Genomic DNA, 12,872 nt, shown 5'->3' with positions numbered 1-12,872 from the left:
CTGCTCAAGGGCTACGCAGGTGCTTCACCGGTCCGCCGCGAGACTGTCTTTCGGTCCGTCAGCGGTCACCGGGAGTGACCAGTCCGGACTCGTACGCGAAGATCACTGCCTGTGCGCGGTCGCGCAGGTCCAGCTTGGCCAGTACCCGCCCGATGTGCGTCTTCACCGTCTGCTCGGCCAGCACCAGATCCGCCGCGATCTCCTGGTTGGACAGGCCGCGCGCGATCAGCTCCAGCACCTCGGTCTCGCGCGGCGTGAGCCCGTTCAGGCGCAGCGCCGTACGGTCCTTGCGGGGCGCTGGCCGCTGCCGCGCGAAGTCGGCGATCAGCCGGCGGGTGACCGACGGGGCGAGCAGCGCCTCACCCGCCGCCACGACCCGCACCGCGGAGATCAGGTCGGCCGGCGGCGCGTCCTTCAGCAGGAAGCCGGACGCGCCGGCGCGCAGCGCTTCGTACACGTAGTCGTCGACGTCGAAGGTGGTGAGCATCAGCACCTTCGGACGGTGCGTCACGCCCGGGGGCGGGGACAGCAGCTGCCGGGCCGCCTCCAAGCCGTCCATCTCCGGCATCCGCACGTCCATCAGCACCACGTCGGGGTGGGTGCGGCGGCTCAGTTCGACGCCCCGCAGGCCGTCCGCCGCGTCGCCGACGACGTCGATGTCGCTCTGCGCGGCGAGCAGCGCGGCGAAGCCCGCCCGCACCATGGCCTGGTCGTCGACGATGATCACGCGAGTGGTCATGCGGGCGTGGGGTCCTTTTCCGTCAGGGGCTCCGTGAGCGGGAGCCGCGCGGCGACACGGTAACCCCCGTCCGCCAGCGGGCCGGTGTCGAGGGTGCCGCCCAGCAGCCGTACGCGCTCGCGCATGCCGACCAGACCGTGGCCGGTCCCGGTGGTCTCCAGGGGCGCGGCGGGGCGCGGCGGCGGGCCGTTGACGACCAGGACGGTCAGGCCGGTGCGGTCCGGCGTGACCGAGACCCGGGTGGGCGCGCCGGGCGCGTGCCGTACGACGTTGGCCAGCGCCTCCTGCACGATCCGGTACGCCGACAGGTCGACGGCGGGCGGGAGTTCGCCGAGCGCCCGCGACAGCGTCAGCTCCACCGGCACACCGGCCCGCACGGTCCCCTCGACCAGCCGCGTCAGCTGGTCCAGGCCCGGCTGCGGCGCCTTCTCGGGGCCGCCCTGCCGTTCGCTCTCCTCGCTGCGCAACACGCCCAGCAGCCGCCGCATTTCGGCCAGCGACTCGCGCGCGGTCGCGGCGATCGTCCCGAACTCCTCGGCGGCCTCGGCGGGGAGCCCCTGGAGGCGGTACGGCGCGCTGTCCGCCTGCACCGTGATCACCGACATGTGGTGCGCGACGACGTCGTGCAGTTCACGGGCGATGCGGGTGCGCTCCTCCAGCAGCGTGCGCCGGGCCCGCTCCGCCTCGCTGATGGTCGCCTGGGCCGCCAGTTCCCGGCGGGCTTCGCCGCGTTCCCGCAGTGCGCCAGCGAGCAGCAGCACCGCGCCGGACAGGACGAACATCAGCAGCCAGGTGCCGTCGCTGCTGCCCGGCCTCAGGGCCGTGAAGAGGAGGCACGCGGCGCCGGTCGCCAGCCAGACGGCGACGAGCGTGCGACGCCGCTCACGGAGCCCGAGCGCGGCCATCAGGAGGAGGTAGCCGATGATCGTCTGCGGCGGCCAGGGGTACGGCGGGCCGGGCAGCGTCGCGGTCACGGACAGCACCAGCGCGCCGGCCACATCGGCAGCGAAGATCACCCACCAGGCCTGCAACGGGCGGGTGACGGCGAGCAGCAGCGGCACGGTCTGGGCCACGCCGAGCGCACCGGAGATCCCCCCGTTCACGCCGTAGTTGTTGCTCAGTACGACGACGGTGACGGGCAGCAGCGCCGCGGTGAACACGCAGGCGACGAGGTACGGCAGCCGGCGCACCCACGGGCGCGCCGCGGTGCCGAGGAGGGGTTCGCCGGGCCGGGTCGGGGTGCCGAGATCGACGGTGAGGGTGCGCAGCGCCTGCCGGGCGGCGCGCTCCGCGCGGGCGCGCCGGTCCGCACGCGCGGAGCGGGGGCCGGCGGACTCGGGCCCGGGAGCGTCGGGGGAGGGGGAGGAGGGTGACGTGGACATCGCCCGTTCAGCGTAGGCGGCGGGGGCCCGGCGGGGCGTCATACCGGAGTCGCGGGCCGCGGGTCATACTCCGGTATCACGCGCCACGCGCCGCACCTCGGTATCCGGCGCGGGCGGTCCGGGCGCCGTGCCCGCAGCCGCCCCCGCGGGGGTCCCGTGCCCGCAGCCGTCACCCGCGGGCCCCGTGCCCGCAAGCGCCGTGCCCGCAGTCGCCCGCCGTCTACAGCTCCGCCAGCAGTTCCGCCTTCTTCGTGCTGAACTCGTCGTCCGTCAGCAGCCCCGCGTCGTGCAGCTCGCCCAGCTGCCGTATCCGGTCGGCGATGTCGGCGGGGCCGCGGTGCGGCTCCAGCTGGCGGCGTGCGGGGGCCGGCGCGGGGGCCGGTCCCGTGCTGCGTACGGCCTGCAGGACGGCCGCGGCGAACGGCAGCGACTCGTGGACCGGGCCGTAGCCGAGCCCGAAGATCACCGAGGCGGGGTCCTGGTCGGCCCCGCGCCCGTCCTCCTCCTCGTCGCCGTGCGCCAGCAGCCGCAGATAGCCGCTGTGCCAGGCGCCGGGCGCGGTGGGGGCCGAGGAGCCGTTCTCCGGGGAGCGCCAGACCACGCCGGCCAGCCCGTCGACGGCGAAGCTCTGGTCGCCGGACTTCCACTTCGCGGTCGAGGCGCCGGTCCAGAACCAGCGGAACGCCACCGAACTGCCGTCGAAGGTCGCCTTGCCGTCGTACGCCTTGAAGGTCAGCGGCGCCTCGGGGGCCGCGACGAGATACCGGTCGGCGGGGCCGTCCGCGTCCCGGCCGAGCAGGCCGTCGAGCTGGTCGCGGTAGTACCCGGCGCGGTCGGCGCGGTCGGCCGGGAGCACCAGGCGGTAGGGATCGGCATCGTCCTTGAGCTGCCCGTCGGCGGCGTCCATCAGCGGATCGGCGCCCGGCCTCGGCCGGGCGTGCAGCACCACCGTCCCTCGCCTGCCCCGCGAGACCTCCACCGACCTCAGCGCTTCGTAGGGGATACGGCGCTCACCGAGCGCCTGGAACAGCTTGGGCTTGCGGATCCCCCGTTCGAAGCGGATGAGTACGGAGTCCGTGTCGAACTCCCAGACGGCATGAAAACCGGCCAGCACATCACCCATGCGGTTCATCGTAAGCGGCGGGCGGCCCGCCCGTCCCCCTTCCGTGCAGCACGCGCTACGCGCGTCAATCCCTTACCCGCCCACGGGCGCCCGCACTCCGGCCGGCCGCCGCGCGGGGCGTCCGGCCCGGCCCTCACGCCAGATCGGCCGAGCAGTCGCCGTCGTCGGAGGCGCAGCTCACGCCCGCCACCGCGCCGACGCCGACGAGGGCGAAATTGGCCAGACTCTGCGTGCCGCGGGCGAAGTACCCCGCGTGTCCGTCGGCACCCGCCGCGGACAGCACCCGGGAGCCGAACGCCGGGTCCACCGGGTCGGCGCCGTGCCCCAGCCCGCCCAGCTCCAGGTACGGCACGTCCTGGATCCAGTCGTCGGCGTCCCGCATCGCCCAGACCCGCGCGTCGGTGTGCAGCGCAGCGGCGTCCCGGGCGCGCATGCCGGGGCTGCCGGCCACCACGATGTCGCCGACCCGGGAGGGCAGCTCGCGGGCGGCGACGCCGCACACCACGGAGCCGTAGCTGTGGCAGAACAGGGAGACGTCGGCGGCGGCCGGCAGCGCGCCGACCATCGAGGTGAGGCGCTGGGCGCCCGCCTGCGCCATCTGCCCGGCGGCCGCGTCCACGCCGATGCCGGCGGGCGCGGTGTAGTCGGCCCAGGCGATCACGGCCGTACGGGCGTCGGGGCGCACCGCGCGCTCCGCGTCGTACAGCGCGGAGGCCATGCCCACCGGGGCGCTGTCGGCCCGCTTGGTGCGCTCGAAGTTCACCAGATTGGTGTCGACGCCGGGCACCACCACCGAGACGCGGCGGGCGTGCGTCAGGTCGCCGAAGACCTCGGCGGCGCGGCCGCCGGCGGCCGGATCGAAGGAGAGGACCTGGCGCCCGGGCCGCATCAGGGATTCCAGCCGGTGCATCAGCCGGCCGGCGTCCTGGCGGCCCTCCGGGGTGAGCCGGCCGTCGTGCGAGCGGCGCTCGGCCTCGGCCCTGGCCCGGTCCAGCGCGCGGTGATTGGCGTGGTAGCGCAGCGTGGCGGGGGCGCCCGCCATGTTGCCGACGGCCAGCGGATAGCGGTCGGCGAGCCGCAGCCGGTCGGCCTGGCGGAGCTTGGCGAAGAATGCCGCTATGCGGTGCGCGCCGGCGTCCGGGGACGGCAGCCGGTGGCCGTGGAAGGTGCCGCCCGCCCAGGCGGCGCGGGAGGTGCCCAGCGGGTCGGTGTCGCCCTTCGTGCCTCTGATCCCCGTCCAGCCGGTCACCGCAAGCATCACGAACACCACCACCAGGGCGAGTGCCATGCGCCAGGCGGAGGACTGCAGAAAACCGGGAGGAGCGCCGAGCTCGGAGAAAGAAGTCACCGCGGGCCAGCCTAGGAGACGGCGCGCGGCGCTCGTGGATTGGGTGAGGCAACTCACGTTTCACTGTGGGTCATTAGGGTCACAACGGACACTTCGCACCCATTTGTCCCGCTCTGACGTGCAGCGAAACGCTCATACGGTCGACTTAAGGGGCCTTTTTGCGCCACTCGCCCGCGACCGCCGGAACGATGCCGTCCAGATGATTCTCCGTGATGGCGCGGATGGACTCCACGCTGCACTCGCCGGCCTCGCCCCACAGCCGTCCGGCCAGCCGCATCACGCCGCTGAAGGCCGCGACCACGATCCGCGGCCGGGGGTCCGTGTCCAGGTCCAGGCCCTCGCGCCGGGCGATCACGCCCGCGATCAGCTCCTCCAGCTCGGAGCTGCGCCGCAGGTGCGCGGCGACCAGTCCGGGGGTCGACTCGATCATCTGGTACGTCCGCATGTGCAGCTCGACCGGGATGATCGACTCGATCATCCGGCCGAGATCGTCCCAGGCGAGCAGGACGGCGTTGCGCAACGCCTCCAGCGGGGTCTCGGCGGCCGGGCGGGCCTGCAGCGCCTCCACGAAGCGCGCCTCGACGATCTCCTGGACGGCGAAGACCACGTCCTCCTTGGTGGTGAAGTACCGGAAGAAGGTCCGCTGGGAGACGTCGACGGCCTCGGCGATCTCGTCGATCGTGGTGCGGTCGTACCCCTGCTCGGTGCAGAGCTCCAGCGCCGCGCGGATCAGGGCGTCGTGCGTACGCCGCTTCTTCCGCTCGCGCAGTCCGCACCGCACACCGCCACGCGGCGTCACCTCGGCCGCCATGCGCCGCCCTCCCTCGTCGTATCGGTGCTGCTCACGATACCTGTGAGTTAACTGACAGTTACCGACTCATGAAACGCTTTGTCAACTGTCAGTCGCTGACATTATTGTCGGAAGCATGAGCTCACAGACCCCGGTCGCCGACCCGATACCGGACATCACCGAACCGGAGCCGCGCAGGGGACTGCGTGGCCACCCCTGGCTGACCCTCTTCTCCGTGGCGATCGGCGTGATGATGGTGGCGCTCGACGGCACCATCGTCGCCATCGCCAACCCGGCCATCCAGAAGGACCTCGGCGCCTCGCTCGCCGACGTCCAATGGATCACCAACGGGTACCTCCTCGCGCTGGCCGTCGCGCTGATCACGGCCGGCAAGCTCGGTGACCGTTTCGGCCACCGGCAGACGTTCCTCATCGGTGTGGTCGGCTTCGCCCTCGCCTCCGGGGCCATCGGCCTGTCCGGCGAGGTCTCGCTGGTCATCGTCTTCCGCGTACTGCAGGGCCTCTTCGGCGCCCTGCTGATGCCGGCCGCGCTCGGCCTGCTGCGCGCCACCTTCCCGGCCGAGAAGCTCAACATGGCCATCGGCATCTGGGGCATGGTCATCGGCGCCTCCACCGCCGGCGGCCCGATCGTCGGCGGCCTGCTCGTCGAGCACGTCAACTGGCAGTCCGTCTTCTTCATCAACGTCCCCGTCGGCATCCTCGCCCTCGTCCTGGGACTGGTGATCCTGAAGGACCACCGGGCGAAGAACGCCCCGCGCTCCTTCGACGTCCCGGGCATCGTGCTGCTGTCCGGCGCGATGTTCTGCCTGATCTGGGCGCTGATCAAGGCCGGCGAGTGGGGCTGGGGCGACGGGAAGACCTGGGCCTTCCTGATCGGCTCGATCGCGCTGTTCGCGGCCTTCGGCGTGCTGGAGACCAAGGTCCGTGAGCCGCTGATCCCGCTGCGCATGTTCCGCTCCGTGCCGCTCACCGCCGGCACGGTCCTGATGGTGCTGATGGCCTTCGCCTTCATGGGCGGGCTGTTCTTCGTCACCTTCTACCTGCAGAACGTGCACGGGATGAGCCCCGTCGACAGCGGCCTGCACCTCCTGCCGCTCACCGGCATGATGATCGTCGCCTCGCCGGTCGCGGGCGCCATGATCACCAAGTTCGGCCCGCGCGTCCCGCTGGTCGGCGGCATGGTCTTCACCGCCGTCGCGATGTTCGGCATGGCCACCCTGGACACCGGTACCGGCACCGGCGCCATGTCCCTCTGGTTCGCCCTCCTCGGCCTGGGCCTCGCGCCCGTCATGGTCGGCGCCACCGAGGTCATCGTCGGCAACGCGCCGATGGAGCTCTCCGGTGTCGCCGGCGGTCTCCAGCAGGCCGCGATGCAGGTCGGCGGCAGCCTCGGCACGGCCGTCCTGGGCGCCGTCATGGCCTCCCGGGTCAACCACGAGCTGCCCGACAACTGGAACGCGGCGCACCTGCAGCCCATCCCGGCCGCCCAGCTGGACAAGGCCGCCGACGCGGTCGCCGTCGGCATGGCACCGGTGCCCAAGGGCACCCCTGCCCCCTTCGCCGAGAAGATCACCGCGGTCGCCCACGACACGTTCATCTCCGGCATGGGCCTGGCCTTCACGGTCGCCTGCGGCGTCGCTGCTGTCGCGGCGGTGGTCGCGTTCCTGACCAAGCGCGGCGAGAACGAGGTCGAGGGCGGCGTCGGCCACATCTGACCCGTCTTACGCGGTGCCCACGTGCGGCGCCGTCGTGGTCGCTCGCGCAGTTCCCCGCGCCCCTCTTACGGGGCGCGGCCCTGCGGCGCTGCGCCGTGACGTGCCGCGGAGCGCTGTTCCACGCCACCACCGGGCCCCGTTTTCCCCTATCAGGGGGACGGGGCCCGGTTGCGTTCGCCACGCGGCGGCGGGGGCGGGAGCGTGTCCTCGGACCGGTCATCGGACGATCACCGACACGGGGGTACCCATGCGTACGACACTTCTCGCGGCCACGGCAGGCGCGGCCGTTCTGCTGACCTCGGCGGCAGCGGCCCACCCGGCCCCTGCCGCCTGCGCCGCCGGCCGGCTCTGCCTCTGGCCGAAGCCCGGGTACGAAGGCCCGCGCACGACCCATGAGCTGGCCGACACCGACATCGAGAGCTGTGTGCCGCTGCCCACGGGCCGCGCCGCGCACTCCTTCGTGAACCGCACCGGGCGGCCCGTCACCACGTACCAGAGCGCCGAGTGCGCCGAGACCGGCGAGTACGACACGTATCCCGGTGGCGGCACCTACGTGCCGGACTCGCCGTACGAGGTGCGGGCGGTCAAGATCTGGGAGCGCTGAGCCGGGCGCAGGAAAGGGCGAGGGCCCGGGCAGCGTGCTGCTGCCCGGGCCCTCGCCCGGAAGAACCACCGCGAGCGGTTACGCGTCGCCGCCCGCCTCGCCGGCCTCCGCCGCCGTGACGTCCAGCAGCTGGTACCGGTCGATGGCCTGCTTCAGCGCCGAGCGGTCGACCTTCCCCTCCTTGGCGAGCTCGGTGAGCACGCCGAGGACGATCGACTGCGCGTCGATGTGGAAGAAGCGGCGCGCCGCGCCACGGGTGTCGGCGAAGCCGAAGCCGTCCGCACCCAGCGACTGGTACGTGCCCGGCACCCAGCGCGCGATCTGGTCCGGAACCGAACGCATCCAGTCGGAGACGGCCACGAACGGCCCCTCGGAGTCGGAGAGCTTCCGCGTCACGTACGGGACGCGCTGCTCCTCCTCCGGGTGCAGGAGGTTGTGCTCCTCCACGTCCACGGCCTCGCGGCGCAGCTCGTTCCAGGAGGTCGCCGACCAGACGTCCGCCTTGACGTTCCACTCCTCGGCGAGGATCTTCTGCGCCTCGATCGCCCACGGCACGGCCACGCCGGACGCCATGATCTGCGCCGGGATGGAGCCCGCCGTGGCCGGCCGGACCTTGTGGATGCCCTTGAGGATGCCCTCGACGTCCACGTCCTCCGGCTCGGCCGGGTGCTGGATCGGCTCGTTGTAGACGGTGAGGTAGTAGAAGACGTCCTCGCCCGGCTGCCCGTCGGCGGTCTCGCCGTACATCCGGCGCAGGCCGTCCCGGACGATGTGCGCGATCTCGAAGCCGAACGCCGGGTCGTACGCGACGCACGCCGGGTTGGTCGAGGCCAGCAGCTGGGAGTGGCCGTCGGCGTGCTGCAGGCCCTCACCGGTCAGCGTCGTACGGCCCGCGGTCGCACCCAGGACGAAACCGCGCGCCAGCTGGTCGGCCATCTGCCAGAACTGGTCGCCGGTCCGCTGGAAACCGAACATCGAGTAGAAGACGTAGACCGGGATCAGCGGCTCGCCGTGCGTGGCGTAGGCCGAGCCCGCCGCGATCAGCGAGGCCGTGCAGCCGGCCTCCGTGATGCCGTCGTGCAGCATCTGGCCGGTCGGCGACTCCTTGTACGCCAGCAGCAGCTCGCGGTCGACCGACTCGTAGATCTGGCCCAGCGGGTTGTAGATCTTCGAGGTCGGGAAGAACGCGTCCATGCCGAAGGTGCGGTACTCGTCCGGGGCGATCGGCACGAAGCGCTTGCCGATCTCCTTGTCCCGCATCAGGTCCTTCAGGACGCGGACGAACGCCATGGTCGTGGCGATCTTCTGCTGGCCCGACCCCTTCTTGGCGGTCGCGTACGCCTTGTCGCCCGGCAGCTCCAGCGGCTTGGCGCGCACGACACGGGTGGGCACGTAGCCGCCGCACTCCTTGCGGCGGTCGTGCATGTACTGGATCTCTTCGGAGTCCCGGCCCGGGTGGTAGTACGGCGGGTTGCCGTTCTCCAGGTCCTTGTCCGGGATCGGCAGGCGCAGCCGGTCTCGGAACATCTTCAGGTCGTCGACCGTCAGCTTCTTCATCTGGTGGGTCGCGTTGCGGCCCTCGAAGTTCGGGCCGAGCGTCCAGCCCTTGACGGTCTGCGCGAGGATCACCGTCGGCTGGCCCTTGTGGGCCTTGGCCGCCGCGTACGCCGCGTAGATCTTCTTGTGGTCGTGACCGCCGCGGCCCAGGTGCAGCACCTGGTCGTCGGTCATGTTCTCGACCATGGCGCGCAGCCGGTGGTCGCTGCCGAAGAAGTGGTCGCGGATGTACGCGCCGGTCTCGGTGGCGTACGTCTGGAACTGGCCGTCCGGCGTGGTGTTCAGCTTGTTGACCAGCACACCGTCGCGGTCCTGGGCCAGCAGCGGGTCCCAGGAGCGGTCCCAGACCAGCTTGATCACGTTCCAGCCGGCGCCGCGGAACTGCGACTCCAGCTCCTGCATGATCTTGCCGTTGCCGCGGACCGGGCCGTCCAGGCGCTGCAGGTTGCAGTTGACGACGAAGGTGAGGTTGTCCAGGCCCTCGCGCGCGGCGATGGACAGCTGGCCGAGCGACTCCGGCTCGTCCATCTCGCCGTCGCCGAGGAACGCCCACACGTGGCTGTCGGAGGTGTCGGCGATGCCGCGTGCCTCCATGTAGCGGTTCATCCGGGCCTGGTAGATCGCGCCGAGCGGGCCGAGGCCCATCGAGACGGTCGGGAACTCCCAGAAGTCCGGCATCAGCCGCGGGTGCGGGTAGCTGGACAGGCCGTGCGGGGCCTTGGACTTCTCCTGGCGGAAGGCGTCCAGCTGGTCCGAGGAGAGCCGGTCCAGGAGGTAGGCGCGGGCGTAGACGCCGGGGGAGGCGTGGCCCTGGAAGAAGATCTGGTCGCCGCCGCGGCCGTCGTCCTTGCCCCGGAAGAAGTGGTTGAAGCCCACGTCGTACAGGGAGGCCGAGGAGGCGAAGGTGGCGATGTGGCCGCCGACGCCGATACCGGGGCGCTGGGCGCGCGAGACCATGACGGCCGCGTTCCACCGGGTCGCGTTCAGGACCTTGCGCTCGATCTCCTCGTTGCCGGGGAAGAACGGCTCGTCCTTGGTGGCGATGGTGTTGACGTAGTCCGTGCTGCGCATCTCGGGCACGGCCACGCGCTTCTCGCGGGCCCGCTCGATGAGGCGGAGCATGAGGTAGCGGGCACGTTCCCGGCCTCGCTCATCGACGGCTGCGTCGAGCGAGTCGAGCCATTCCTGGGTCTCTTCAGGATCGAAGTCCGGGACCTGGCTGGGAAGGCCGCCAATGATGATCGGGTTGCGATCGGATCCGGAAGCCACGCTGTTCCTTCGCTGTTCTGGTCGTGTCGTGCTCTGACCATTCGTGATGCGTACATGAGGCACACGGATGTCGAGCCCGAGGTCAGATTTCTGTCTCTGCTGGTGTCGCGCCGTCTTCCATCGTGTACCGAGGCACGCGGATACGTCATCTCTACCTGCTGGTAACCGCCCCCTGGGAGACGCGGCCGGCGGGTGCGCTCCGGGGAGACCAAATCGCAACCATACGCCCATGTCACACACCTGCGGCGGTCGGCCGTACGGATATCGAACATCGGCCCGTCGTCGCCGCGGCCCCGCAGCCCGGGCCGGTCGCGCGCGAGTACCCCACGGAGCCGGTGCGACGCTGTGGCGTGAATCACCGCAGCACGGGGTAGAAGGGGTCGCAGTTGCGGCGAGACGGCCGTATCCGTCACCGTTTCGGCGGTCCGGAGGGCCGGGTACTTGCGCGATTCGCCCCGCCCGTGTGGACTACGCCCAATGCCCCGCGCACGCGCGAGGGGATATGGCATATCCACAAGACATGACAGGAGGCAACCCGTGAGCGCGACCGCGGACCACGCGGAGGAGCGGACCAACCCGGCGGCCAAGCTGGGGTTCGAGCCCGATCAGGTGGTCCAGGAGATCGGCTACGACGATGACGTCGAGCAGGAGCTCCGTGAAGGCATCGAGGCCGTGACCGGCCAGGAGATCGTCGACGAGGACTACGACGACGTCGCCGACGTCGTCCTTCTGTGGTTCCGGGAAGACGACGGCGACCTCACGGACGCGCTGGTCGACGCCATTGGTCTGATCGAGGACGGCGGCGCCGTATGGCTGCTGACGCCGAAGACCGGGCGCGACGGCTACGTCGAGCCGAGCGACATCAATGAGGCCGCGCAGACTGCGGGTCTGTCTCAGACGAAGAGCATCAACGCGGGCAAGGACTGGAGCGGCAGCCGGCTGGTGACGCCGAAGGCCGCCAAGTCCGGCAAGCGCTGAGCCGTCACGCCGGCACGTCCCGAGCCCCCTTCCGGCCCCTTCCCCCGCCTCTTGTGCCCGGGGAAGGGCTGCCGGGAGGGGGCTCGACCCGTAGCGGCCCGAGGGGCGCGTCGTAGGGTTGACGGGTATCTGTTCAGCATCTGCGAAGGGAAACAGAACCCATGGCGATCGAGGTCGGCGCGAAGGCTCCGGAGATCGAGCTGAAGAACCAGCACGGGGAGACCGTCAAGCTCTCCGACTTCCGCGGCGAGAAGAACGTCGTGCTGCTCTTCTACCCCTTCGCTTTCACCGGCGTGTGCACCGGCGAGCTGTGCGCCCTGCGTGACGAGCTGCCCCAGTTTGTCAACGACGACGTGCAGCTGCTCGCCGTTTCGAATGACTCGCCCTTCTCGCTGCGCGTCTTCGCCGAGCAGGAGGGCCTGGAGTACCCGCTGCTCTCGGACTTCTGGCCGCACGGCGAGGCCTCCCGCGCCTACGGCGTCTTCGACGAGGAGAAGGGCTGCGCGGTGCGCGGCACCTTCATCATCGACAAGGAGGGCGTGGTCCGCTGGACGGTCGTCAACGGGCTGCCGGACGCCCGTGACCTGGAGGAGTACGTCAAGGCGCTCAAGGCCCTCTGAGCAACACCCGGCGCCCGCCGCCGCAACATCGGGTAATCGGTGGGAACCGGTCACTAGGATCAAATCGTTGTTCTGATGCCATGCACGACGGGGGCGATTGTGTACCCCTCGAATCTATGGGAGGACTCGTGGGAGTCAGCCTCAGCAAGGGCGGCAACGTCTCGCTGACGAAGGAAGCCCCCAATCTGACCGCGGTGATCGTCGGTCTGGGCTGGGACGCGCGTACCACCACCGGTACCGACTTCGACCTGGACGCCAGCGCCCTGCTGACCAATGACCAGGGCAAGGTCGGCAACGACCAGAACTTCGTGTTCTTCAACAACCTGAAGAGCCCGGAGGGGTCGGTCGAGCACACCGGCGACAACATCACCGGTGAGGGCGAAGGCGACGACGAGCAGATCAAGGTGAATCTGGCCGCCGTGCCGGCCGACGTCGCCAAGATCGTGTTCCCGGTGTCGATCTACGACGCCGAGACCCGCCAGCAGAGCTTCGGCCAGGTCCGCAACGCCTTCATCCGCGTGGTGAACCAGGCCGACGGCAACGAGCTGGCGCGCTACGACCTCAGCGAGGACGCCTCGACGGAGACCGCCATGGTCTTCGGCGAGCTGTACCGCAACGGCGCGGAGTGGAAGTTCCGCGCCATCGGCCAGGGCTACGCCTCGGGCCTGCGCGGCATCGCGCAGGACTTCGGCGTGAACGTCTGACCGAGGACGTACCTCCGCCCGGC

Annotated in this window: 11 protein-coding genes; 5 read left to right on the top strand and 6 right to left on the bottom strand. The window is 71.0% G+C overall.

Annotated elements, in window-relative coordinates:
• Window positions 1-58: 58 nt before the first annotated feature.
• From ACZ6WH_RS12245 to ACZ6WH_RS12225, 5 genes are all read right to left on the bottom strand, one after another.
• On the bottom strand, window positions 59-739 hold the full coding sequence (locus ACZ6WH_RS12245) for a response regulator (RefSeq protein WP_469727851.1): 681 nt from the start codon (window positions 737-739) through the stop codon (window positions 59-61).
• Window positions 736-2,121: a sensor histidine kinase gene (locus ACZ6WH_RS12240; protein WP_469727850.1), complete on the bottom strand. Its 1,386-nt coding sequence runs from the start codon at window positions 2,119-2,121 to the stop codon at window positions 736-738. Before ACZ6WH_RS12240 ends, ACZ6WH_RS12245 begins: the two co-directional genes overlap by 4 nt.
• A 220-nt stretch (window positions 2,122-2,341) precedes the next feature.
• Window positions 2,342-3,244 carry a DUF4429 domain-containing protein gene (locus ACZ6WH_RS12235; RefSeq protein ID WP_469727849.1) on the bottom strand — a complete coding sequence of 301 codons (903 nt, stop codon included), beginning with the start codon at window positions 3,242-3,244 and terminating at the stop codon, window positions 2,342-2,344.
• 133 nt (window positions 3,245-3,377) lie between these two features.
• Complete coding sequence (locus ACZ6WH_RS12230; RefSeq protein WP_469727847.1) at window positions 3,378-4,592, bottom strand: alpha/beta hydrolase; 1,215 nt, start codon at window positions 4,590-4,592, stop codon at window positions 3,378-3,380.
• A 145-nt stretch (window positions 4,593-4,737) separates the two neighbouring features.
• Window positions 4,738-5,403, bottom strand: coding sequence for a TetR/AcrR family transcriptional regulator (locus ACZ6WH_RS12225; RefSeq protein WP_432853793.1), 666 nt, complete (start codon window positions 5,401-5,403; stop codon window positions 4,738-4,740).
• Between the two features lie 115 nt (window positions 5,404-5,518).
• Here ACZ6WH_RS12225 and ACZ6WH_RS12220 point away from each other — a divergent pair, with 115 nt between their 5' ends.
• On the top strand, window positions 5,519-7,117 hold the full coding sequence (locus tag ACZ6WH_RS12220; protein WP_469727845.1) for an MFS transporter: 1,599 nt from the start codon (window positions 5,519-5,521) through the stop codon (window positions 7,115-7,117).
• A 247-nt stretch (window positions 7,118-7,364) separates the two neighbouring features.
• Entirely contained in the window at window positions 7,365-7,721 is a 357-nt protein-coding gene (locus tag ACZ6WH_RS12215; protein ID WP_432853787.1) for a peptidase inhibitor family I36 protein, read from the top strand.
• Between the two features lie 78 nt (window positions 7,722-7,799).
• Here the strand turns inward: ACZ6WH_RS12215 and aceE are convergent, their stop codons facing one another.
• Entirely contained in the window at window positions 7,800-10,547 is a 2,748-nt protein-coding gene (aceE, locus tag ACZ6WH_RS12210) for a pyruvate dehydrogenase (acetyl-transferring), homodimeric type (protein ID WP_469727844.1), read from the bottom strand.
• 537 nt (window positions 10,548-11,084) lie between these two features.
• Here aceE and ACZ6WH_RS12205 point away from each other — a divergent pair.
• From ACZ6WH_RS12205 to ACZ6WH_RS12195, 3 genes are all read left to right on the top strand, one after another.
• A complete protein-coding gene (locus ACZ6WH_RS12205) occupies window positions 11,085-11,525 on the top strand; it encodes a DUF3052 domain-containing protein (RefSeq protein WP_432853782.1) in 441 nt (146 codons plus the stop codon).
• Between the two features lie 161 nt (window positions 11,526-11,686).
• Complete coding sequence (locus tag ACZ6WH_RS12200) at window positions 11,687-12,145, top strand: peroxiredoxin (protein ID WP_361556865.1); 459 nt, start codon at window positions 11,687-11,689, stop codon at window positions 12,143-12,145.
• A 128-nt stretch (window positions 12,146-12,273) separates the two neighbouring features.
• Window positions 12,274-12,849 carry a TerD family protein gene (locus ACZ6WH_RS12195; protein ID WP_361556862.1) on the top strand — a complete coding sequence of 192 codons (576 nt, stop codon included), beginning with the start codon at window positions 12,274-12,276 and terminating at the stop codon, window positions 12,847-12,849.
• Window positions 12,850-12,872 lie beyond the last annotated feature (23 nt).

It is taken from the genome of Streptomyces sp. NPDC050806, assembly GCF_055586425.1.
This window is presented reverse-complemented; position numbering and strand designations above follow the sequence as displayed.